The sequence below is a fragment of the Endozoicomonas sp. genome (assembly GCF_051008435.1).
Taxonomy (GTDB): domain Bacteria; phylum Pseudomonadota; class Gammaproteobacteria; order Pseudomonadales; family Endozoicomonadaceae; genus Endozoicomonas_A.
Genome location: NZ_JBPCXO010000180.1, coordinates 1 through 23,720 on the forward strand (window position 1 = coordinate 1; position 23,720 = coordinate 23,720).

19 protein-coding genes and 1 tRNA gene are annotated in these 23,720 nt (G+C 48.0%); 12 read left to right on the forward strand and 8 right to left on the reverse strand.

The features are described from left to right. Window positions 1–313: 313 nt before the first annotated feature. A tRNA-Pro gene (locus ACR2PX_RS08750) sits at window positions 314–390 on the reverse strand. Between the two features lie 256 nt (window positions 391–646). On the opposite strand from ACR2PX_RS08750, the gene ACR2PX_RS08755 reads away from it, so the two are divergent. The 3 genes from ACR2PX_RS08755 (at window position 647) to ACR2PX_RS08765 (ending at window position 4,898) form a co-directional block, all read left to right on the forward strand. Continuing rightward, complete coding sequence (locus ACR2PX_RS08755) at window positions 647–1,288, forward strand: peptidylprolyl isomerase (protein WP_433998977.1); 642 nt, start codon at window positions 647–649, stop codon at window positions 1,286–1,288. A gap of 158 nt (window positions 1,289–1,446) precedes the next feature. After that, complete coding sequence (locus ACR2PX_RS08760) at window positions 1,447–2,748, forward strand: sulfurtransferase (protein WP_433998978.1); 1,302 nt, start codon at window positions 1,447–1,449, stop codon at window positions 2,746–2,748. Continuing rightward, entirely contained in the window at window positions 2,709–4,898 is a 2,190-nt protein-coding gene (locus ACR2PX_RS08765; protein WP_433998979.1) for a tRNA(Met) cytidine acetyltransferase TmcA, read from the forward strand. The genes ACR2PX_RS08760 and ACR2PX_RS08765 overlap by 40 nt, the downstream gene beginning before the upstream one ends. Window positions 4,899–5,075: 177 nt before the next feature. On the opposite strand, the gene ACR2PX_RS08770 is transcribed toward ACR2PX_RS08765, so the two are convergent. Then, window positions 5,076–5,612 carry a hypothetical protein gene (locus ACR2PX_RS08770; protein ID WP_433998980.1) on the reverse strand — a complete coding sequence of 179 codons (537 nt, stop codon included), beginning with the start codon at window positions 5,610–5,612 and terminating at the stop codon, window positions 5,076–5,078. 236 nt (window positions 5,613–5,848) lie between these two features. Between ACR2PX_RS08770 and ACR2PX_RS08775 the strand changes: the two genes are divergently transcribed. After that, window positions 5,849–6,100: a GrxA family glutaredoxin gene (locus ACR2PX_RS08775; protein ID WP_433998981.1), complete on the forward strand. Its 252-nt coding sequence runs from the start codon at window positions 5,849–5,851 to the stop codon at window positions 6,098–6,100. Window positions 6,101–6,186: 86 nt separating this feature from the next. On the opposite strand, the gene ACR2PX_RS08780 is transcribed toward ACR2PX_RS08775, so the two are convergent. Both ACR2PX_RS08780 and pdxH read right to left on the reverse strand, forming a co-directional pair. Further along, on the reverse strand, window positions 6,187–7,083 hold the full coding sequence (locus tag ACR2PX_RS08780) for a DNA replication terminus site-binding protein (RefSeq protein WP_433998982.1): 897 nt from the start codon (window positions 7,081–7,083) through the stop codon (window positions 6,187–6,189). Beyond that, window positions 7,080–7,745, reverse strand: a complete 666-nt coding sequence (pdxH, locus tag ACR2PX_RS08785) for a pyridoxamine 5'-phosphate oxidase (RefSeq protein WP_433998983.1) — start codon at window positions 7,743–7,745, stop codon at window positions 7,080–7,082. Before pdxH ends, ACR2PX_RS08780 begins: the two co-directional genes overlap by 4 nt. 153 nt (window positions 7,746–7,898) lie before the next feature. Between pdxH and ACR2PX_RS08790 the strand changes: the two genes are divergently transcribed. Further along, window positions 7,899–8,504, forward strand: coding sequence for an AbgT family transporter (locus tag ACR2PX_RS08790; protein ID WP_433998984.1), 606 nt, complete (start codon window positions 7,899–7,901; stop codon window positions 8,502–8,504). 230 nt (window positions 8,505–8,734) lie between these two features. Here the strand turns inward: ACR2PX_RS08790 and ACR2PX_RS08795 are convergent, their stop codons facing one another. Beyond that, window positions 8,735–10,033, reverse strand: coding sequence for an inosine/guanosine kinase (locus tag ACR2PX_RS08795; RefSeq protein ID WP_433998985.1), 1,299 nt, complete (start codon window positions 10,031–10,033; stop codon window positions 8,735–8,737). Between the two features lie 434 nt (window positions 10,034–10,467). Here ACR2PX_RS08795 and ACR2PX_RS08800 point away from each other — a divergent pair, with 434 nt between their 5' ends. The 4 genes from ACR2PX_RS08800 to ACR2PX_RS08815 all read left to right on the forward strand — a co-directional run bounded on the left by ACR2PX_RS08800 (window position 10,468) and on the right by ACR2PX_RS08815 (window position 17,625). Further along, a complete protein-coding gene (locus ACR2PX_RS08800) occupies window positions 10,468–13,269 on the forward strand; it encodes an insulinase family protein (RefSeq protein ID WP_433998986.1) in 2,802 nt (933 codons plus the stop codon). A 190-nt stretch (window positions 13,270–13,459) separates the two neighbouring features. Then, window positions 13,460–14,737, forward strand: a complete 1,278-nt coding sequence (locus tag ACR2PX_RS08805; protein WP_433998987.1) for a 2-hydroxycarboxylate transporter family protein — start codon at window positions 13,460–13,462, stop codon at window positions 14,735–14,737. 202 nt (window positions 14,738–14,939) lie between these two features. Further along, window positions 14,940–16,040 carry an enoyl-CoA hydratase/isomerase family protein gene (locus ACR2PX_RS08810; RefSeq protein WP_433998988.1) on the forward strand — a complete coding sequence of 367 codons (1,101 nt, stop codon included), beginning with the start codon at window positions 14,940–14,942 and terminating at the stop codon, window positions 16,038–16,040. Between the two features lie 676 nt (window positions 16,041–16,716). Then, a complete protein-coding gene (locus tag ACR2PX_RS08815) occupies window positions 16,717–17,625 on the forward strand; it encodes a hypothetical protein (protein ID WP_433998989.1) in 909 nt (302 codons plus the stop codon). A 57-nt stretch (window positions 17,626–17,682) separates the two neighbouring features. Here ACR2PX_RS08815 and ACR2PX_RS08820 read toward each other — a convergent pair whose 3' ends face one another. Then, entirely contained in the window at window positions 17,683–18,318 is a 636-nt protein-coding gene (locus ACR2PX_RS08820) for a deoxynucleoside kinase (RefSeq protein ID WP_433998990.1), read from the reverse strand. 427 nt (window positions 18,319–18,745) lie between these two features. On the opposite strand from ACR2PX_RS08820, the gene ACR2PX_RS08825 reads away from it, so the two are divergent. The 3 genes from ACR2PX_RS08825 (at window position 18,746) to ACR2PX_RS08835 (ending at window position 22,178) form a co-directional block, all read left to right on the forward strand. Then, complete coding sequence (locus tag ACR2PX_RS08825) at window positions 18,746–19,459, forward strand: SDR family NAD(P)-dependent oxidoreductase (RefSeq protein ID WP_433998991.1); 714 nt, start codon at window positions 18,746–18,748, stop codon at window positions 19,457–19,459. A gap of 117 nt (window positions 19,460–19,576) precedes the next feature. Beyond that, window positions 19,577–21,106, forward strand: a complete 1,530-nt coding sequence (gene yfcC, locus ACR2PX_RS08830) for a putative basic amino acid antiporter YfcC (RefSeq protein ID WP_433998992.1) — start codon at window positions 19,577–19,579, stop codon at window positions 21,104–21,106. Window positions 21,107–21,194: 88 nt separating this feature from the next. Continuing rightward, window positions 21,195–22,178 (forward strand): succinylglutamate desuccinylase/aspartoacylase family protein, encoded by a 984-nt coding sequence (locus ACR2PX_RS08835; protein WP_433998993.1) that lies wholly within the window; start codon window positions 21,195–21,197, stop codon window positions 22,176–22,178. An 84-nt stretch (window positions 22,179–22,262) separates the two neighbouring features. On the opposite strand, the gene ACR2PX_RS08840 is transcribed toward ACR2PX_RS08835, so the two are convergent. Next, the gene (locus ACR2PX_RS08840) at window positions 22,263–22,940 is read right to left on the reverse strand and encodes a type 1 glutamine amidotransferase domain-containing protein (RefSeq protein ID WP_433998994.1); all 678 of its coding nucleotides are present in this window, start codon (window positions 22,938–22,940) and stop codon (window positions 22,263–22,265) included. 18 nt (window positions 22,941–22,958) lie between these two features. Then, window positions 22,959–23,549, reverse strand: a complete 591-nt coding sequence (locus ACR2PX_RS08845) for a hypothetical protein (RefSeq protein ID WP_433998995.1) — start codon at window positions 23,547–23,549, stop codon at window positions 22,959–22,961. Window positions 23,550–23,720 lie beyond the last annotated feature (171 nt).

The following is a 23,720-nucleotide window of genomic DNA, read 5'->3' on the forward strand; positions in this document are numbered from 1 at the left end:
GCGGAACAATTATGAACACAAGCTGATGCTGTAGATTAGACTGCAAAGTGTATGAAAACTGTACTCTCTTACCAAAAGTACAGCCTGCTCGCTCATTACCTCAAAGTTAAGCGGGACTTAAGGTAAAGGTGGGTCTGATGGCATTTGAAGATCCGTCTGCGTCAGGCAATCCGATACGACTTTCAGTAGAACAGTATCAGTCACTTTTTTGTTCAGCGGTTCGTGGTGAGTTGTGATGTGAATGTATCGCGGGGATGAAAAACCTGTCAGACAGACATAAAAAAACCGGTCTATTGACCGGTTTTTTTATGTCTGGTCGGAGCGAGAGGATTCGAACCTCCGACCCCCACAACCCCATTGTGGTGCGCTACCAGGCTGCGCTACGCTCCGACGTGCCGCTCTGTGCGGCCCAGATGTATATTACCTTTCTAATAGGGATTTGCAAGGCTTAGTCTGCTTTTCTTCTATAGCAAAAAGGGATTAGATTACGGACAGGGTTACCTATTGAAGCGAGGTAACCGCCGTATACCTGAGAGCTATATCATTATGAATAAATGTGCACTTTTTCGACTTCTGGCACTATAGCCTTACACGCTAATCCAGTAGGATAACGACCTGAATCATCATTATTTATGGGTAGCCGCTGGTGTTTAAAACCATTAAAACTGTTCTGACTGTTTCATTTCTACTGTTTGCCAGCCAGGTGATGGCAGAGCAAAAAGCAGCAGTTCAAACTAAACTGGCTTCTGAATCCGTTCTACCAGTGGATGTGGTGATGAAGACCAGTAAGGGGGACATGACGATTCGCCTGAACTCTGAAAAAGCACCTGTCACGGTTAAGAATTTTCTCTCTTATGTGGACAAGGGGTTTTATAAGGATGTGGTCTTTCACCGTGTGATGCCTGGCTTCATGATTCAGGGGGGCGGTATGACCGCTGATATGAGTGAAAAGCCCACAAGCAATCCGATTAAGAATGAGTCGGCCAATGGCGTCAGAAACCGTCGTGGTACTATTGCTATGGCTCGTACCCCTGATCCTGATAGTGCTACAGCACAGTTCTTTATTAATCTTGTGAATAATGAGTTTTTGAACAATCGTCCAGGTCGTCCAGGTTATGCGGTGTTTGGGGAAGTGATCAAAGGCGAAGAGGTTATGGATGAGATTGCGTCTGTTAAAACAGGCCGCAGGGGACCACATGCTAATGTTCCCATCAAGTCGGTTACGATTCTGGCGGTTGAAAGAGTGACAACAGCCCCCAATAAAGAGAAAAAAGCAAAGCAGCCATGAGCGCATAAACGCCATGAGCGCATAAACGCCATGGAGGTTTGAGTGCTGTTTTGTGATCCGGGGCTCCGGTGAGTTAAGTGGTTTTATACTGAAAAGCTTAGCTCCAGAATTCCCGGTAAACAGGGCTCAGAGTACAAAAATCAAGGAACTAAGGCTCCATGATGCGTTGGATTCAATATTGTCTGTTCATTCTGATGTTGCCGGTACTCACTGCCTGCGACAGCTTTTGGAATAACAGACTGGAATTAAAATCGGTGAATCAGCCAGCGATGGAAACATTGGTGCAGGAACAGAATTGGGTGTTGGTCGATGTCCGCGACAGCGACTGGTACAACGGGTGGCCTTCCGGTAATGATTCCCAAGGGGGGCATATTCCCGGAGCCAGAAACTTTGATCTGGCCTGGATTGCGGCTGACCCGGGTCATATTCAGAATCTGATGACCAGCAAGGGCATTCTTCCCGAAAATCATATTGTGGTGTACGGCCGGGATAAGCAGGATGCCCAGGTGCTCGCCCAGTGGCTGGTGGCTGAACAAGGGTTTAAAGAAGAACAAATTCGGGTTTTTGAAGACGGTTTCTCGACCTGGTTGGCCAGTGGCGGCGAACCGGACAAGTTACCTGGATATGAAAGGCTGGTCACACCTGAGTGGTTGGATCGTCAGATACAATCTACGCCCGATCTTACCGTACTGGATGTTTCCTGGGGTAAAGGCGCTCGATATGTGGTTGAGCATATTCCCGGGGCTCTTCATGTGGACACTGCCAGTATTGAGTCAGAACCGCTCTGGAATATTGAAGAGTCCGAGCGACTGGAGTCGGTTCTGCTCAGGCTTGGCATTACCAGAAATACGCCGGTTGTAGTTTATAGCGACGACATGACCGCCGCTGCCCGAGTGTTGTTTGTCCTGCAATATGCCGGCGTTAAAGATGTACGGCTGCTTAATGGTGGTCTGGAAGCCTGGATCGGTTCCGGATTTCCTGTGGAAAGGGGGATAACCCCGGCTTCTCCTGTCAAACGTTTTGGCAGTCGTATCCCGGTAGAGCCTGACATTCTGGTGGATACCGTAGCCGTCGAACGTAACCTGAACAGCGAAAAAGAATATCTGATCAGTATTCGCTCCTGGAAAGAATACATGGGTGTCACCAGTGGCTATCAATACATTAAAACGGCAGGCAGAATTCCGGGCGCATTATGGGGAAGAGCTGGCTCGGAAACCTACCGAATGGAAGATTACCTGAACCCGGACAATACACTCCGAGAGTTTAAGGATCTTGAAGGTTACTGGCAGCCCTATGGAATAAAAAAGAAGGATTCGATCACCTTCTATTGCGGTACGGGCTGGCGAGCCAGCCTGGCCTGGTTTGCGGCCAGTCTAATGAGTTATGACCACGTTGCCGTGTACGACGGCGGGTGGATGGAATGGAGCAGCGATGCTTCCAGACCCGTGGACGCAGGCTAGTGTTACCGATAGAGCCCATCCTTGAGCGAGCGGGTGAACGCAATCACCGTACTTTATTAGTTCTTTCGGGTACCCAAATCTGGGCACAGAATCAGGCTGAAAAACTGTTTTCAAAAACAACCTGGCAGGTTCCTGTTTGGGTAGGTGACCGGGCTGATCAAACGTCCATTCCTGCTTCAAAAGCCGCTGGCTGGTTGGGGCGTGAGATCGATTTTATCGTATTTAATGCCTTTTCCGGCTTTGATGTGGATGCTTTTGGTCAGCTAAGTGGGGCTCTTAAAGGCGGCGGGCTGTTTGTACTTCTGGTTCCTGATCTCGATAGCTGGGCTGATTACTGCGACCCGGATCATAAAAGGCTTGCTGTCTATCCCTGCCAGGCAGAGCAAGTCTCTGGATTTTATCTCAAAAGACTGGTTGAACTGATCAGACGTGACACTACTCTGTCGTTGGTTTGTGAGAACAGTGAGGCTCGGTGGCAGCAAGAATACGGTCAGAGCATTCTGTCTGCTCCAGTCAGTGAAGCAGAACAAGCAACAGACATAACCGACAAGGCGTGTAGAACTTCAGATCAATCTCAGGCTGTTGAATCCATTCTTCGTGTGGCAAAAGGCCATCGTCGTCGACCATTAGTGCTGACTGCCGATCGCGGACGAGGCAAGAGTGCGGCTTTAGGCATTGCATCCGCCCGTTTATTGCAGTCAGGGCTTTCACGAATAGAAATAACGGCTCCTTCCCTGGCTTCTGCTGAAGTGGTTTTTAAAACAGCGGAGTCCTTGCTGGAAGGCTGCGAAAGCCATCGAGGAAGGTTGTTATGGGAGGGCAGGGTACTTGAATTCAAGGCACCCGATGAACTTCTGCAGATGGAGGGGCAGTCGGATTGCGAACTCATGCTCGTGGATGAAGCGGCTGCTATCCCAGTGCCTCTACTGACTCAGTTATTAAAGAGACAGGCCCGTATTGTTTTCTCTACCACCCAGCATGGTTATGAGGGCACAGGCAGGGGCTTTGCGATTAAATTCAAGTCAACGCTGGCTGAATTGACGCCAAAATGGAAGAGCCTGCATTTAAAGCAACCTATACGCTGGGCGGAATATGATCCCTTCGAGGATTTTGTATTCAGAGCATTGATGCTGAATGCACTGCCTGTCGCTGAAGAAACTATTCAGAATACCAGTATTGAGCATTGTTCATTTGAACGGTTTGAGTCAACACAGCTTATACAGGACGAACCATTGCTGTGTGACCTGTTTGGTCTTCTGGTATTAGCTCATTACCGTACTCGTCCTTTTGATCTCAGGCATCTTCTGGATGGCCCGAATATGGAAGTTTACTGCCTCAAGTCTCAGGGACGTGTTGTTGCAACAGCACTGCTGGCACTGGAGGGAGGGATAGAGGACAGTTTGCAGGAGGCGATCTGGCTCGGACAACGCAGGGTTCGAGGGCATCTTATTCCCCAATCACTGAGTAATCATTCCGGCTTTCCAGAGGCGACTGGTTTTTCTGGCTTAAGGGTTATACGAATAGCGGTTCACCCTTCGTTACAGAAAGCAGGGCTAGGCTCGCATTTATTGAGCTGTATTGAAGACGTGGCAAGACAGAGAAAACTGGATTATTTGGGGAGCAGTTTTGGTGCGACCTCAGAACTGGCAGCTTTTTGGGGGCGGTCAGGCTATATTCCCGTTCGAGTTGGAGTCACCCGTGAAGCAGCCAGTGGTTGTTACTCAATGATGGTGTTGAAGTCTTTGAACGACGACTTTGACTCACTGGCTCGTGAAGTCTCTAATCGTTTTACCTCGGGATTCCTGCTGCAACTGTCGGGGGTATTCAAGGAGATGGATGCTGACCTGATCCGAGTGTTGCTGCGCCTGGCGCATTCAAACGTTGAAACGGCTTTGGATACGCGGGACACAATGGATCTGGAATCCTTTGTCTGCTCAGATCGGCTTTACGAGAGCTGTCTTCCTGCTATTCGTTGTCTGCTTTTATTAAGAGTGGTTGACGACTCTGTCTCAAAAACAACAATCAACGGGTTGATTGCAAAAGTCCTGCAGGGTCAGGATTGGTCTGAGTTGGCGAAAGCTCAAGGCCTGACCGGAAAAAAGCAGGCCGTTCAATGGTTAAAACAGAGTGTTAAGAGCATCCTGCTCTAAACTCTACCGACTTCTAGGAGTCTGTCGGACTTAGCCGACCGTAGCGAGGAAAAGTCCGGTTTGAGACAGTTTTTATGATTATTTGAGGCGAATAGCGAGCTATTCAACGAAAAGAATCATAGAAAATGGCCAAATCCGGCTTTTTCGCAGTAGGTCAGTGGTAAGTCCGACAGGCTTCTAGGATCCCTTCTTATCTGAAGATTTTTTAGCCGACTTCTTTTTTTCTGTCGCGGGCTGAGGCGAAGTGGTGTCATAGTTTTGATGAATGCGATAAGTGATCTCACAGCTGCCATTGGGCAGAGATTTCATAATGGCATTGACTCCGCCCTTGTTTTTTGTCCAGGTAAAGCCTCCCTGTTCCTTAATGACACCCCATTGCGGGTTTTTATCATTAAAGGCTGAGCAACTGCCACCATAGACCGTTCCTATCACACTGTAGGCCAGGCAACTGCGACCAAATTTAATAAAAGTGGTGTTTTTCCAGACGCTGTCTTTCTGACTGCCCCAGGTGGCCATGATATTGAAGCTGCGGTCATTGAAATAACCGGTTGAAGCCACGCCATTACCCTGTTCGGCTAAATCCTTGAACTCAGTGGTGATGGCTGCGTCACAACGATCAAATCCGGCTTTGTGGGCGAGTTCTATCAGGTTGGAAGCTCCGACCTGTAGTGGCAGAAGGGAGAAGAGCAGGCAAATCAAACCTTTCCTTGGCATGGAGCTGTCCTCTGAGCAATCCGTTGCTGAATCAGGGAGTTTGTTGGAATTTATGCTCGAAAGCTTAAGCCCAACAAGCTCCAGACTAACAGGCAATAAGGAGGTTCAGCAATGACTGATAGATTTCATCTATCAAACAGTTAGAAAATACTGATTTCTTATATCATGCCAACCTGTTTATAGTTAGCGGCATAACATTTCTTAATTTAAATCCTGGTTGGAATTAGGGGGATTTTATGGACCGTTTTACCGTTTTTGGTCGTCCGGGTTGTGGTTACTGTGTCCGTGCTAAAGAAGTATTGGAGAGCCGTGAGCTGCCATTGTTGTATGTGGATATTCACGCTGAAGGAATCTCCAAGGCCGATCTGGAGAAAACCGTAGGCAAGCCGGTTGAAACCGTGCCTCAGATTTTCCACGGGCAAAAATATATTGGTGGTTACACTGAACTGGCTGCTTACCTGAAAGAAGAAATTCAAGTAAACAGTTAACAGAGAATAAAAGTTAACAGTAAGTAGGCCCTTTTAAAGGCTCTGCTTACTGCTTACTGCCAACTGTTGACTCTCAATGCATCATTTCATGCGTATTTATAGATTTTAGAGTGAGGGTTTTCTGAAATTTTGACCAGTCTGGCATCGCTGCGGGTCAGACGTTCCTGCTTGGCAGAAGGGTCAAAAGCTCTGATTCGATTGAATTCCGGCAGTGGCTGTCCTTTCTCTAACTGAACAAAAACCGGCAATGGCGTATTGATCTGGCCCGGAAACAACTTTCTAAGATCTTTATCCGCCTTTCTCAGTAATTCAATGTCTTTTGCCCAGGTCAGATTGGCGCGCAAGTGTGGACTCAGAATCCTTTTGATAATAACCGTCTCACTGGCAGGCATCTGTTCAAGAATTTGAATGTCTTTCTGGATAGCAGTAGATGCCAGGTATTTCTTGCGCAGATGATCAATCGCTTCATTCGCAGAGAGTTTTACAGAGCCACTGTGATGAGCAGCCCAGCTGAATCCGATGCGCTTTGGTGGGGTCTCAAAAAGCTTCAGTTGACGATAACTCTGGACGAAATGGATGTGGGAAATCTGCAAACCACCGAGCATGTTTTCACGAATCTCTTCCGACGTTTCTTCAATGGCTTCAATACTGTCGCCATACAGTTTCCTGAATTCAGACATAGCCTGTTTAAAAGCTTCCCGAGCTTCGTTGAGCATCAAGCCTGTTTGTAAAGTTTCACTGGATATACCCACTATACCCGGTAACCGGGCTGTTTCCTGCTTGTTCTGTTCATCGGTATAAGTCAGCTTGGTGCTGGTTTCAGCCGCCAGAACACGATCTTCTTTGTCCGTTTCTGAAGGCTTCATTACCCAGGCTGGCAACAGGTGGTCATCATAGATTTGTTCCCGGAACTGTCTGTTGACCGTCACCATGTGAATCAAGGAGTCTCTGACGGCAATCCTGGCCGCCGTCTTCTGGCTCATGGTGACAGCCTTTCTATGTGCCAGTCAGATTCAGTGCGGCTATAGAGGAAGCGGTCATGCAGACGGTTGGGGCGACCCTGCCAGAATTCTATGGATTCAGGAACAATCCGGTAGCCACCCCAAAAATCAGGCAGTGGCACTTTGCCTTCCTTGAACTTTCTTTTCATCTCATCCAGCTTCATTTCAAGCACTTTACGGCCGGTAATGACGGAACTTTGCTGGGAAACCCAGGCACCCAGCTGGCTGCCGTGGGGACGACTGGTAAAGTATTTCAGAGAGTCGGATTTGGAGATCTTTTCGGCTTTACCCCGGACAATGACCTGTCTTTCTAAAGGTATCCACGGGAACAGGATGGCTACGTTTGGGTTTTCAGTAATATCGTGAGCTTTGCGGCTACTGTAATTGGTAAAAAAGACAAAGCCCTCTGAGCTTACGTATTTCAATAATACTGTACGCAGACTGGGTAACCCTTCTCTGGAGACTGTGGTCAGGCTCATGGCATTGGGTTCAGGTAGCTGGGCTTCTACGGCTTGTTGAAACCATAGATCAAATTGCTGGAATGGATTGGAGTCCAGAGTGTCCAGATCCAGACCGGCCTGGGTATAGTTCTCTCGCAGGTGGCTGATATCCATGTTCGTACTTCGCTGATGTAATGGATTCATTGTATAGGAACCCGGAAGGTCGGGAAACCGAAGACTCTTATGGCTATCAGGCTTTGGCAGTCTGGTGTGCATCTGAAAACGATCGTGAATTAATGCATCGGTTGGTCTTCATTTAAGGTTAATCGCTAAAGGGGTTTGAAGTACCAGGCTCTCATGCTGATGATTACCATGACGTTTCTGATTGTGGGTGTCTGCTACGGTAAGTCCACGGGCAAGTTCAAGGGGATGCAGGATGTGATCGGTGCCATGGTCAAGCAGATGAACACTGTCGACTATGTACTGGTACTGACTTTCTTCTGCTACAACTTCCTGGCTCTGTTGGCCTTTGCCGGCCTGGGAACTTATATTACGTTTCTGGGCGCCAGCTTCCTGCAGTTTCTGGGTTTGGATAACTACCCGATTCTGTTGATCATTGGCTTTATCATTACGACCGGAGTCATCAACCTGTTTGTCGGGGGGCTGACGTCTAAATGGATGCTGCTGGGTCCTATTTTTGTCCCTATGCTTTACCAGGCTAACCCGGCCATGACGCCCGATCTGGTGGCTGCGGCATTCCGTGTTGCGGACTCTTCCACCAACATCATTACACCTATGATGACCTATGCCGGTGTGATTCTGGCCTTTATGAGAAAGTACAAGCCTGATCTGACCATTGGTGACATGATCGGTATTATGATGCCTTACTCCATTGCTTTCATGACAATCTGGACTGCAGCGTTGATTGGTTTCTTTGCCTTTAATATTCCGTTAGGCTTCTGACGCACTTTGTTGACGGCACATTTGTTTAGCGTTCAGGTTATCGAGAATACTGCGGCTATTCCAGCCTCGTTTGACTCCATGATTACCCAAAACAGTATTCAGGTGACTTATGTTTATCCAATAATGTTGGACATAAAAGTGGTATAGAAGTTCAAAATAATCAGGAGGAGTGATGAATAGCGGGGAGGGCGTAGACCGGCCAGGAGGATTTTGACCGGTCTGAAGCAGGCTTACTTAGCCCAGTAACTTTCTTCCAGAGAATCCTCTCTTTCCGGTAATGATCGGGAAAGTCGGGGTGAGCTCTGTGCCAGCACTTCATAGCTGACCCTGTTCGCATATTTGCAGATCTGAGAGAACGACGAATAGGTCAGCCAGGTGCGATTGTGTTTACCCGAAGTAGGTAATACCTGGCGGTGGAATGCATTAGCAGCCATGTCATGGATGACTGCAGCCAGAGCACCATCTCCGGCACCGTTGGTGTTCTTGATTTTTTCAGGGCCACCCATGTAAGGATTGATATGAGAATAAACCTTCATGGGGCTATCACAGGTGGCTTTAAGCAGTGGACGACTGAATTCATAACGGTTGAAGTCGCTGATACCTGCAGAAAGAATGGGGTTGTCTGTGACTCTGGCAAACTCTTCCTCGGTATGTCCGGCAACATAGAGTCCATCCGGGCCTGCTGTCAGCAGGATCATATCAGCCAGGTCAAGTGCGTTCTCACAGGCCAGAAGGGGATCTTTATGGTTTGTCAGAGAAGCGGCTTCATCTTCATTCATGGCCAGTACAGTGACATACTTTTCAATAAAATCGGTCAGTGTTTCCTTAATGGCATCAACCAGTCCCGCAGTACCCAGTGTCAAAACGACAGGCACCTGATGTTTGCTGGCCAGCTCAGCGGCTCTGAGGGTAGCATTATAAATAGGCAGGCTCTCATCGCCCAGAGTATAAGCACACAGCATCAGTGCAGAACTGTTCTGAATCACTTCTTCTGAAATATATTCAGGTGTTAGAGCGTTCATCAATCCGGGGCTGATACCAAAAGTTCGCTCACCATCGGGTGTAATCAGGGTATAACAACGCCCGATAGGCCCATCAACAGGCTGTAGATAAGAAAGGTCGACTTTGGAGCTGGTATTGCAGAGGTATCCGTAGGCATAGTCTCCTATGGAAATATTCTGACTCATAACGCCAAACTGGACAGAACGGTCATCCGCCAGAATGGAGTAATTGTGAAGGGTATTACCAATCGTGCCACCGGCGTATTGGTTGTCGATCAGGTCATTGCTTTGCAGGAACTGATACAAACGGCTGGCCGTTTCGTTGCTCATCAGCTGGGACATGGCTTTGTCCAAGCCAAAATCAGCCAGGATGGATTCATCAAGATGGGCATATATGTCGACAATGTTTTGATCGATGCCACAGACGAAGGTGTGGGCGTGTCCAAAGGTCATGCTTTCCCGGTCAAACCGGTTGTCAGCATTGACCGGGAAATAGTGTTTGATTTTACGACGGCCAGGAAACTTCATTTCAACAGGATGATTAGTTCAGGAGGCGGCGGATTATTCACCAAAGTGTGCAGAAATGCTATGGGTAAATCCCGGAAGTCTTTTTAGCACAAGATTGAATCAGAAGATCCAGCGTTAATGAATCCCAAGAAAAGTAAACTGATCCTGACAATTCATTGGCAACTTGGTGACAGTAGATGTTTTTGACAATCATGGATGTATTAGGCTCGAATCTGTAATCCTTTTTGTGGTACAAGTGTAATTAGATCACTACTGCTACTTTTATATTCTGGTTTCTGAACGCTTGAAGAATAAAAAAATAGGCAAAAACGCATGCACTTTCTGTGCAAATAGTAAAAAAACGGTAAATTGGATACCTGTATCCTTGATTATTAGCCCTATCTGCAGAAAGTATTCAGTTGTGATCAAGACCTTTTTAAGGTGTGGAAATTTTTATGACATTAAAACGTATGTCTCTGATTGCCGGTTTAATGGCAACGGTACTGGTAAGTGGGTGTACAGTGACAGCTGAACGGGATGCAATGGAAAAAAGCCAGACAGTGGTGAAAAGTCCAGCTGATGACCGGGATTACCGTTTTGTCGAGTTGGATAATGGCCTCAAGGCCCTGCTGATCTCCGATCCGGATACGGACAAAGCGGCAGCGGCGGTTGATGTGAAAGTGGGGAGTTTTCAGGATCCTGATAATCGTTTAGGTCTGGCCCATTTTCTTGAACACATGTTATTTTTGGGCAATGAAAAATACCCGGATGTGGATGGCTATTTTGAATATATCCGGGCGAATGGTGGCAGTGCTAATGCCTATACAGCCAATAGCCGTACAAACTATTTCTTCGATATCAACAGTGGCAAGCTGAGACCTGCATTGGATCAGCTGGCACAGTTTTTTGTCTCGCCGACTCTGGATCCTGCCTATGTAGACAGAGAGCGGAATGCTGTCGATTCTGAATATAAACTGCACGCCAAGGAAGATGGCTGGCGTTTGATGACGGCTCAGAATGCCACCTCAAACCCTGCTCACCCCCGCAGCCGTTTCAATATTGGTAGTCTGGAAACCCTCTCCAATGAAGATGGCAAGTCGCTTTGGAATGATCTCAAGTCGTTCTACGATCAATATTATGTGGCTGAGAACATAGGGGTTGTTATTTATGGCAAGGAATCCACCGATGTTTTGGAGCAGTGGCTGAAAGAATCTTTTGCCGGGGTGCCGGAAGGCAAGTCTCCAGACACTCATATAGGTCTTTCTCCCTATACTCCAGAGCAATTGGGTGTTCGTATCAATCTGGTACCTTTGAAAGATACCCGGGTGCTTTCCCTGAGCTTTCCTGTCCCCGGTCAGCATGAAAACTATCGCAAAAAGCCTCTGGGCTATCTGGCGAGAATTCTTGGCTATGAGGGAGAGGGCAGTCTCCACAGTTATTTGAAAGAGCGTGGTCTGATTGAATCGCTGGCTTCTTATTCCAGTGATGTGCCTGGAGAGTTCAGTGAGTTTTCAGTGCGCATGGAACTGACTCCAAAGGGGCTTGAGCAGGTAGACGAGATTACGGCTCAGGTCTTTGATTATCTGGATCTGGTTCAGAAACAGGGTCTCAAGCCCTGGATATATGAAGAAAGTGGCCTGGTTGCCGATCTGGGCTTCCGCTATCAGGAAGATGTCAATCCACAGCAGACAGCTTCAGGACTGGCTACTCGTATTCATGATATCCCCGCACAGGATATTCTGAGGGCAAATTACCTGTACGAGGACTTTGATCCCCAACTGATCAGTGACCTGCTGGATCAAATGACCCCCTCGAACATGAGGCAGGTAGTGATTGCCAGAGATCTTGAGACGGATCAGGTCGAGCCTTATTTTAATACTCATTACAGTATGAAACCTCTGTCGGATACTTTGGTGAAAAGGCTCTCTTCACCCCGCGTTCATGCAGAAATGACCATTCCCAAGCGCAATGAATTCATTGCCCGTGATTTGGAGCTGCGTGAAAGCAGTCCGGAGTCAATTCCTCAGGTCCTGCTGGAAGAGCCGGGTTTCAGAGTGTGGAGCATGACTGACAGCCACTTTGAGGTGCCCAGAGCCAATGTTCGTATCAAGGTGTCTACGGAAAAGGCTTCGAAAACAGCCGAGGATGTGATTGAGATGCAGCTCTATCGCACCCTTTTGTCTCGAAGCCTGAATGAGTATGGCTATCCAGCCAAAGAAGCCGGCCTGAACTATGGCCTGACATCCGGACGGGAAGGTCTGACCATTACCCTGTCAGGGTATCAGGGCAAGCAGGCACTGCTGCTGGAAGATATCCTCAAGGGGATCAAGCAGTTTAACCCTGATCAGGCCGAGTTTGATCAGGAGAAGGCTCTGCTGATCCGAAGGGTCAAGAATAAGCAGTTTCAGCCTCCCTATCGACTGGGTATGGATCGTTTGAGTCAGGATCTCTACCCGAACTACCGTGATGATCAGATTCTTCTGGCGACCGCTGAAAAAGTTACGCTGAGTGAAGTTAAGCAGTATGCCAAAGACTTTTATAGCTCGATCTATGTCGAGATGCTGGTTCATGGTAATCACAGTTCTGAAGAGAGCTTGAAGCTGGCAGAGCTGGTGGATAAAGCTCTACTGACGGAAGACAACCGTGGCCGTTTGTTCAAGCAGCCTTTCAATCTTCTGAAGGACAATAAGCGAACTATTACGGCAGACTTTAACCATAACGATTCGCTGTACATTACCTACTACCAGCGTCCGGGGATCGATGACAGAGATCGTGCCATTTATTCTCTGCTGGGTAGACTGATGGCGACGCCTTTCTTCAATCAGTTGAGAACTGAGCAGCAGCTGGGTTATATCGTGTTTGCCGGTGCTCGCCCTATTGAGCGTCACCCCGGGTTGATTTTTGTGGTTCAGTCACCGGTGTTGGGACCAGAAGGGATTGAGCAGAAGGTTGCTGAATTCCTGAAAGGTCAGCAGGAAAGAATGAAAACCCTGACAGATGAAGAGTTGGCCCAGTACCGTCAAGGTCTGTTGGGTGATCTTCTGAAGAAAGACGCTAACCTGGATGAGCGCAGTTCACGCTTCTGGCAGTCTCTGGATGGTCAGGAAGCGGGTTTTGAATTCCAGAAACAGATTGCTGAACAAGTGAAGACGGTCACCGTAAAAGACATTCAGCAGGCGTTGAACACCATTCTTGAAGACAAGGGAAGGCTAACGGTTGAGTCAGTAGGCAAAACCGAGGTGGCCAGTCAAAACTGATTTTAGATTTACAATGTTTAAAAAAACCGGGAATGATCCCGGTTTTTTTATGCGTGAACGAAATGTATCCCTAAAAGGCAGGGCTTGTTACCGGGAAGCAACAATAAGTAACACTGGTTTGTGTAGCTTTGCTATTAGTTAGTGACATCTTGAAATTAACGGGTAGCGGCGGTAGTTGATGGAAATGTTGTTGCAGCAGATTACAGGGGTTCAGTCACCCCAGCGGGCGGTGCTGTTCTGGCTGAGTTTGCTTTGTCTTATCCTGATTGCTGCCGGTTGCACCGGTCACCTGCCAAAAGGTATGGCCGGGCTGATTCCTTTTGTTATGGCTCTGGGGGGCGTGCTGAATGCCCTTGGAGAGCGTTTGGGCTGGATTCGTGATTATCTGGGAGGGGGACCGATAGTGGTGATTTTCGGTTCCAGCCTGATGGTAGCCACAGGGGTTATTCCTGCGGGTCTCAGCTTCGAAGTAACCGACTTTGTTCGAAACCAGGGCTTTCTTGCGCTGTTTATATCAGGCCTGATCACAGGCAGCCTGTTTGGTATGGATAGACAACTGCTGTTGCGTTCAGCGTTGTGGTATCTCCCGGTGATTCTAGGAGGGGTTGCAGGTGCCCTGATACTGGTTGGTCTGGTGGGAATGCTGACGGGCAGTGGTTTCATAGAAGCCGTTTTCTATGTCGGTTTGCCGATCATGGGTGGCGGTATGGGCGCAGGCGCGGTGCCACTGGCAGAGATTTTTGCCAATATTCTCAACTCGGATGCTGCCACGGTGCTCTCTAAAATGGTGCCAGCCGTAGTGCTGGGTAATCTGGTGGCGATTGTTGCGGCGGGTATGCTGGAAAAGCTGGGTAAGATCAAACCCAGTTTGACGGGCAATGGGAAGTTGATGAAAAGCCAGAAGTACATCCGTCATGAAGAAAAATCAGAAAGGACTCCGAATCTGGCAAAGATGGGAACCGGTCTATTCGTAGCGACCAGTTTTTATGTGATGGGCTACCTGCTAAGCCAGCTTATTTCCCTGCATCCCTATGCACTGATGATTCTCTGTGTTGGTCTTGTCAAAGCCTTGGGAGTGATGCCTGTACGCTTTGAAGAAGGAGCTGCACTCTGGGGGGACTTTATGGTGATGTCGCTAACACCGGCTTTGCTGGCATGCATTGGGGTTGGATTCACCGATCTTCATCAGGTCGCAGAAGTGATTTCGCTGCAATATTTTGTTCTGGTGTTGACCACAGTGATTGGTGCCATACTGGGTGCGGGCCTGGCCGGAAAGATGCTCGGCTTCTACCCCATAGAAGCTTCTGTTACTGCGGGTCTCTGTATGGCTAATATGGGTGGGACCGGGGATGTGGCTGTATTATCTGCAAGTCGTCGCATGAATCTCATGCCCTATGCGCAGGTTTCCTCAAGGATGGGCGGGGCCTTTGTTTTACTTTTGGCAACAGCGCTTCTTGGATTGATGTAGTCCATCCGGAACAGGTGAGTCTGAAATACAGGGGTTATTCTGAGAGTTATCCCGGTTATGTGGTGGGTCTGGGAACCTGGTTTGAAATGCCGACGGCGGTCTCATATAGTGGTCACTGAATGGAATAGCTATCCAGTGACCCTGGGTAAGCATAGAATAACGATTGAACGGTTTATCGCCGGTCATGGCAGGAGAAGAAGAAATGACCGAAAAGGTCCTATTCGATAGGCTCGATACAGTTTCCGGGCATCAGGTGGGTGTAATCACACTGAATGCTGAACGAAGTCTCAACTCTCTCGACAAGGGAATGGTAGACAGTCTCTACGAACAATTAAGCCATTGGCAGGATGACGAAAAAATCGTCTGTATTTTTTTGCAGGCTGCAGGAGAAAAAGCTTTCTGCGCGGGGGGGGATGTCCGTTCTCTCAGGCAGAGTGTTATTGATGGGGATACCAGCGCTCCCAGCCAGTTTTTCGAAAAAGAGTACCGTCTTGATTATCTGATTCATACCTATAGTAAACCGGTGATCTGCTGGGGTAACGGAGTCATTATGGGAGGGGGTTTTGGCCTGATGGCTGGAGCTGACTTCCGTGTAGTGACTGACACTTCTGTGATGGCCATGCCTGAAATTACCATTGGGCTCTATCCCGATGTGGGCGGCTCGTGGGTTCTGAACCGTTTGCCGGCCAGAATTGGTCTGTTCATGGCTTTGACCGGATGTCGTTTAAATCCCGCTGATGCCATGTATCTGGGCCTGGCCAACCGATTCATTGATCATGCCTTCAGGAAAAATGTACTGGAGTCTCTTCAGGAAGCCGACTGGTCAGGAGACCACTATCAGGTCACCTTCGATGTTGTTCAGCATTACGCAGACAACAGTGCTGGCTGGTTGCCATACTCAAAAACCAGGGAACATCGGGATCAAATCGCCCGTATGATGGATAAGCCTGATCTTTCTGCGATCATCAGCGACCTGAAAGCCTTGAAAACAGAAGACAGCTGGCTGCAGCAAGCGAGAAATATTGCCCTGACAGGATCGGCTTTATCAGCAGTTGTTGCATTTGAGCAACTAAAGCGCAGTCGTTATGACTCGCTGAAAGAAGCCTTTCAGAGTGAGCTGGCTCTTTCCATAAACTGTGTGTTGAAAGGTGATTTACAGGAAGGAGTCAGAGCTCTGCTGGTGGACAAGGATAACCAGCCACAATGGGCTTATCAGGTCATTGAAGATGTCCCACAGGAAAAAGTAGCCGAAATGTTTACACCGCCCTGGGGAGAAGCAGAGAATCCTCTGTCGAATCTCTGATTTTTGCCGATAGCTCAAAGGGAATTGAGCGAATAAGCAAGAAGGGATTCTTATGAAAGACAGATTGTTTTTAATCACCATCATTCCTTTGATCTTTGTTGGTACGGGTTTCCTCGATACTTACTTATTCAGAATGTAGGGACGTATTAATTTTATCGTCAAGCTCTGGCGGATTCAGCTAAGTTAACTACTCTTTTCCTGATAATTCATCAGGAACCTGAAGATGCTAATAAAAAAACTGACTGGATTCACCGTAATCTGGAAGTCATTTCTTTTTGTGCTTGCTCTTCTCACTTCTCATGCTTGGGCAGCCCAACAGCCTAAAGCAACAATAAACCTTAAAGAGTTGCATCAAAGCAGGTTGTTAAATGGTGCGAATCCGGTGGCTCATCAATATTTGAAGGAAAAAGTCAGTGGGGCTTTGAGTGCTGCCTGGCTTTTGTTCTCATCCCAGAGCATTGAGTTTAAAGTAGCTGAAGTCATTGCTGGACTGATCATAGCTACAGCTTATCAGAATGGTTATTTGCAAAGGCCTTTTTCCTGGTATCTATACACGCGAGATTGGGTGACCATGCCTGACTATGAAAGCAGGAGGGCGGCATTATTGGCGGAGGTGGAAGCGTCATTTCAAGGTCAGGAGGATAAAAGAAAACTGGCCGTTTTACTGGTCAATGCCATGCCTGAAGAAGACTTGATGGTGGTGAGTGCAACGTTTCTGGCGCTGAATGTTGAGACCAAAACAGATCTCTACTGTACCTATATAGGTAAGCCCTATACTGACGGATTTTGCGACTTGGAGCAGCTTTCAGCAGATTTTTATCTGCATGTACTCCCTTATCGATCAGGTTCAGAGAGTTTGGCAAAGCTGCAAACAGAATTGACCACCAGATTGTCCGGTCAAAGTCCCAAAGCAAAAACATACGAAGATTTCTGTAATAACTCTCGTTGGATGGGAAGACCCTGTGCGGTTTTCTGGAGTCCATGGTCCAATTATAAATATTCGGAGGCTTTGAACGGTGAAGATAGACTTTATTTCACTGTTCTGAAAATGGCGGCAGAAATTAAGGCTGCTATGGTCCTGCGCTATGATTTTTTTCTACTGGCCAATAGCCCTCGGCTAGTTTCAGCTCAGACCAGCTCTTTTGAAAAGGCTGATATTGAAGAAAAAGTGGGAAAGAATGCGGTTTCTGTTTTGAAGAAGACCGTTAAACCGTCGAACAAAACGAAGGCAGGTCCTTTGACGGTAAAAGAATTAAGCCAATTACCTGTCGTTTATACCCGTGACAGGGATTTCGGAGAACGAAGCCGCTGGACCCATGCTTTTAACCATTTCGAGAAAGCGGAGTTATCACTTTTGGATGTACATGATGAAGAAAGTTATCTTTGTGCAAATCAAGTTCCACTTTACCGTATTCCCGCAAACACTCAAACATTGAGCATTCCCCTTCAGGAAAGGCAGTTGTATAGAGGAGCGTCTCCACTTTATGGCTATGAGCCTTGTGGGAGTGCAGGCAATTTAATAGAGTTTGTCTCTTATGAAGAAGGCGCTTTTCGAGTAGAAATGCATTTGAACTTAAATCTGTAATGCTTATGGATTTCATTCAGCCTGTGTCGATCGTGCACAGGCTGTTTCTCGATTTCTTTATACTTTGATGCTCTCGGCCAGTACTTGTATCAACCGCTTGCCTACTTCTTCTTCGCAGCCGAACTCATTCCAGTCCAGAGTGATCATGGGCGTGTTCATTGATTCACAGATCTGGGGAAGAATGGCTTCATGATAGTGATGAATATCTCGAATGTATTCGAAGGGCGTACCGTTTTCAGCTTCTCTGCCCCGGCTCAGTAATCTGTTGTGGGCAACCTCGGGAGTGGTACGCAGGTAAATGACTGCATTGATCACCGGGTATTCTCTCAATTTGCGCTGTATTTCACAGTAATGCAGCATGAAGTCGGTGTCAGGCTGCTCCATGGACAGGAAATTGGCCTGAGTGAAAATCAGATCTGAATAAAGGGATCTTTCGATAAGGTAGTTTCTGTTTTTGGGCAGGTTCTTAACGATTCCGGCCCTGCGCTCGGTAATGTAGCGTTGAAAATTGATGCGCTTTGAAGAGTCGGATGGGTTCTGGGTAAACTCGGTCAGCAGACGGGTAAATTCAGGGTCTTCTACTGGCTCCTGGATAGGGTCCCAGTCCAGAGCTTCAGCCAGTTTTGGTAGTAGTGTTGTTTTACCAGCGGCAATATTGGCTTCGACAGCGACAAAGTGATGGGTCTGCTTCATTAAGGAACCTGGGATGTTAACGGCAAATCTTTCTGGGTGTATCAGGGCTGAGCACTCACTGACTGTAGGTAGACACTGAGATGGCTGCATCACTGAGATTTCTGCCCCATGGGCTGAAATAGCAGAGGCGCAAGATATTCCAATGGCTGTTGTTCAGCAATAAGTAATGAAACCAACAATAAACGTCGAGTTGGCGATGGCGGTGCAGTGTTACGCTTACAAAACAATACTGGGTTGACCGGGTTCAAAGCACTTTGTTTCTTTTGGTACTTCAGGTCGAGCTGCCTTCTCTCGGTCATCCTCCTGATCGCTTCGAACGACCTTCTTCTCAGATTCAACTCAACAGTAATGCGATTATTCGCACAATATGTGATCCAGAGACCCCGTCTGCTTCGTAGAAAACATAAAGCATCCGGTTGAGGCGCTCATGAAAATATTAATTGCAGGTGGCAGTGGTGGAATAGGGCATGCCCTGGTTGAAGTGATTCAGCAAGAGATTCCGGAGGCTGAGATACACGCCACTTTTTTCCAAAGTTCTCCAAAAGATAAAGGTCAGATTAATTCTGTTGTCTGGCACAGAGCTGATCTCACCGATGTGGAGTCCGTGAGTCAGCTTTCATTAGAAGTCGGCCCGGTGGATTGGGTTATTAATGCAATAGGCATGTTGCATACACAGGATCATCGGCCAGAAAAGTCAGTCACCCAAATTGAGCCAGAATTTTTTTTCAAGACAGTGGAAGTTAATGTTCTGCCGTCGCTTCTGTTGGCTCGTTGTTTTCAAAATAACTTCAAAGGCAGTCAATCAGCTCGATTTATCGCTCTGTCAGCCAGAGTGGGTAGCATTGAAGATAATCGACTGGGTGGTTGGTACAGTTACAGAGCTTCAAAAGCAGCCCTTAATATGGTGTTGAAAACACTCAGCAATGAGTGGCGAAGAATACAGCCCGATGGCTGTGTGGTCGCTATTCATCCCGGCACTGTCGATACACGACTTTCCGAACCGTTTCAGAAAAATGTCCCTCCTGAAAAGCTGTTCAGTGCCAGTCATTCTGCTTATCAGATGCTACAAGTCATTCTTCGTTTAAATTCTGATCAGAGTGGCCAGTTTCTGGCTTACGATGGCTCATTCATCCCCTGGTAATCAAAAAAACAATCGTTTTGATCTTCATTGGGTATTTCTATAAGTACTATTAGTATGACTTTTTATGCTTTTAATATGCTATTTTATGCGCTTTCCAGGCAGTAAGTAGTCCCCGATATGAGCCATACAACAGCGGAGGTTTATCAAGCTGTTAAGACCAGACAATGGCGTATGCCGGATACTCTGGTTTTGATCTTTTTTATTGGCGTTCTGGCCGTTCTCTTAACATACCTGATTCCTGCGGGTTCTTTTGATTCCCAGACTATCTCCTATCTGGTTGATGGTGTGGAAAAATCCCGTGAGACAATTGATCCATCATCCTTTGCCTATGCCACCGACAAAGCGGGCGAACTGGTATACAACACCGTTGGTTTGTTTGAAAGCGGTGGTGGTATTGGCCTCATGAACTTTGTCTTTGAAGGTCTGGTTTCTGGTGATAAATGGGGCTCCGCCGTTGGCGTCATCATGTTCATGCTGGTCATTGGCGGTGCCTTTGGTGTCGTAATGAGAACCGGCACTATTGATAACGGTATTCTGCGACTGATTGATAAGACCCAGGGCAGTGAAGCGCTCTTTATCCCTGTACTGTTCCTGCTGTTTTCTTTGGGTGGTGCTGTTTTCGGGATGGGCGAAGAGGCAGTTGCTTTCGCGATTATTATTGCCCCCCTGATGGTGCGTCTGGGTTATGACGGTATTACCACCGTGATGGTGACTTATGTCGCAACACAGATTGGTTTTGCGACTTCCTGGATGAATCCTTTTTCTGTTGCTGTAGCCCAGGGTATTGCCGGAGTGCCAGTGCTCTCGGGTGCCGGTCTTAGAATGGCTATCTGGGTGTTTTTCACTCTGATAGGTATTGCCTTTACCCTTTTTTACGCCAGTCGTATCAAGAAAAATCCTTCAGCTTCTTTCAGTCAGAAGGGGGATGCTCACTTCAAACAGCAGGCACTGGAAAGTAAAGAGTCCCGCTGGAGCCTGGGTGACACACTGGTGCTTATGACTGTTGCGGCTACAACAGTCTGGGTTGTGTGGGGTGTGGTGGCTCATGCCTGGTATCTTCCTGAAATCGCTTCCCAGTTTTTCACTATGGGGATTGTTGCCGGTATTCTGGGGGTGATTTTCCGCCTGAATGATATGACGGCCAATGATATTGCTGCGGCTTTCAAGGAAGGTGCGGGTATCATGTTGGCGCCAGCGTTGCTGGTAGGTGCTGCTAAAGGGGTTCTGCTGATTCTTGGTGGTGGTGATTCGGCTGAGCCCAGTGTATTGAACTCGATTCTCAACAGTGCCGGTGGTGCGATCAGTGGTCTGCCCGAGGTTGTGGCGGCATGGTTCATGTATCTCTTCCAGTCTGTGTTCAACTTCTTTGTCACTTCGGGCTCAGGTCAGGCAGCGCTGACCATGCCATTGATGGCGCCTCTGGCTGATATTGCCGGAGTTACCCGACAGGTGGCCGTGCTGGCTTTCCAGCTGGGCGATGGCTTTACCAACATCATCGTGCCGACTTCCGCTTCATTGATGGCTACGCTGGGTGTTTGCCGAATTGACTGGGGCGATTGGGCGAGGTTCTGCTGGCGCTTTATTACTCTGTTGTTTGTTCTTTCCAGTGTGATTGTTGTGGGAGCGCACCTGACAGGGTTCTCCTGATCTCAGCAACAGTGATTAATGGGCGGCCTTTGCCGCCCATTTTCGTTATATGATGGATAAAGATATTTTTCTGGAGAGCGCGTAAACCATGGAAGCATTAAATGGCCGCGAAGTGGTGGAGTCTTTGCAAGTCAGTTCGTTGACTCCAGGGTGTCATGAATTCTGGTTCAGACCCTCGACTAATGCGACAGGGCAGGGGTGGCTGTTGCCTGTTTTTGTGAAGAAGGGTCATCAACCAGGGCGAGCCATTGTGATCACGGCCGGTGTCCATGGAGATGAGCTCAATGGCGTGTTGACGGCCCAAAAGCTGATGGCAGAACTTCGTGACAGTGAGATTGAAGGTTCTGTCATGGTTGTTCCGGAAATCAACCAGTCTGGTATCAATGCCAGCACCCGACACTTTATCCCTTCTGACCCGGATGCCCCTCCCGTGGATCTGAACCGGGTTTTTCCCGGTAAAGAAAAGGGCAGTTCAGCTGAGCAGTACATCTACTCGATCTGGCATAAGCTGTTGATGCCCAACGCCGAAAAGGCGATAGACCTGCATACCCAGACCAAAGGCGCTGAATATCCACTCTATGTGTTTGCTGATTATCGGATTCCAGCCAGTGTTGAAATGGCTCGATGGATGGCGGCCGATGCGATTATGGATGATCCCGGCGATCCGGGTATTCTTGAAACCGTATGGAATCAGAATGGCATACCCAGTATTACCGTCGAAGTAGGAACAGGTAAGCTGATGCAGCTGGATCTGGTGGAGCGAGCAGTGCAAGGTGTACTGAATATCTTGAAGGCGGAAAACATTCTTTCGGGTGAGCCAGTGAAGCAGGATGAAGAGCCCTGTGAAGGTAAGGCACTGACCAGTATTCGAGCCCACTCCGGAGGGTATTTTATTCCTCAGGTAGCTATGGGGCAGCGGGTAAAGAAAGGAGAGCTGCTGGTGATTCAGCATGACAGTTTTGGACAGGATTGCGCCCGGTATCTGGCCCCCTGCGAGGGCTATGTATTGAGCAAGAATCTTGATCCCCTGAGGGAACCCGGTGCATTGCTGGTAAGGCTGCTTCACGACTGAAAGTCAGTCAGATAATTCTGGTGATATCATGGCCTGCCTTTGGAAGGTTTCTCCAAAAGCAGGCTTGATTGAGGATGCTTAACGTCAGGTAAGCAGAGACAGAACCACCTCTGCAACAGCTTCAGAAGACGCTGGGTTTTGTCCAGTCACCAGCATGCCATCGGTTACACAGTAAGGAGACCAGTCGTCTCCCTGACTATATTCACCACCTTTGTTCCTGAGTTCATCTTCCAGCAAAAAGGGGACAACATCGGTTAATCCAACTGCCTTTTCTTCATTGTTACTAAAGCCAGTCACTTTTTTGCCACTGACCAGGGGCGTATTGTCGCTTTTTGTGACATTCAGGAAGACGGCAGGTGCATGACAGACGGCAGAGACAGGCTTTCCCTGTTGCACAAAGGCTTCAATCAAGGCAATGGAGTGTCTGTCGTGGGTCAGATCCCATAAAGGACCATGGCCGCCTGGGTAGAAGATGGCATCAAATTCATCGGCAGACACTTCTGACAGTTTGACAGTCTTTGACAGCTTTTCTTTCAGGTCGCTGTCGGAATCAAACCTTTGTGTGGCCGCCGTCTGAAAGTCGGGTAAGGCGCTTTTGGGATCAATGGGTGGCTGGCCACCTTTGGGTGAAGCCAGGGTCACCTGGGCATTATGATCCGCAAACACATAATAGGGCGCAGCAAACTCCTCTATCCAAAAACCGGTTTTCTCATCTGTCTCTCCCAGCTTGTCATGGGAAGTCAGGACAAATAATACCTTCATAAGATCATCTCCGTATGGTTAGGCAGCGTGCCTGAGAATTTGGGTCGCAACTTCAGGGGTAATGTTCTGTTTTTCACCCAGTTCAGTCATTTTATGACGTTTTAGCTGATCAACAAGTTCAGCAATGGCGCTTTCTTTAATGCCATAGTCTGACAGGCGGGTTTTAATGCCCATTTGTTCGAAGAATTCACGGGTCTTACTGATAGCCGAATCCATTTTCTCCTGATCGCTACCTTCTTTGATGGCCCAGACCCTGTCGGCATACTGAAGCAGCTTGGAGGCTTTTTCTTCTCTCATGACATGCATGACTGAAGGAAGCACGATAGCCAGTGTCTGGGCATGGTCCAGTCCAAACAAAGCCGTGATTTCATGACCGATCATATGGGTCGACCAGTCATGGGGCACACCCAGTCCAATCAGACCATTCAGTGCCTGATTGGCAGCCCACATGATCGTGGCACGGGTTTCATAGTCATCCGGTTGTTTGAGAACGGCTGGCCCCTGTTCAATCAGGGTTAACAGCAACCCTTCGGCATAGCGATCCTGGATTGGAGCATTCTCTCGGGTGGTGAGGTACTGTTCCATGACGTGCACAAAGGCATCTACCACTCCGTTAGCACTTTGCCCTTGAGGCAGACTGTAAGTGGTTTCAGGGTCTAGGAGCCTGTCGGACTTAAGACTATTTCGGCCTAAATTCCAGAAAGAACGGCCCAATTATTCGATGAATTCGATTAAATAGGTCAACTATTCTCACGAATCCATCGAATAATTCGACTCGTT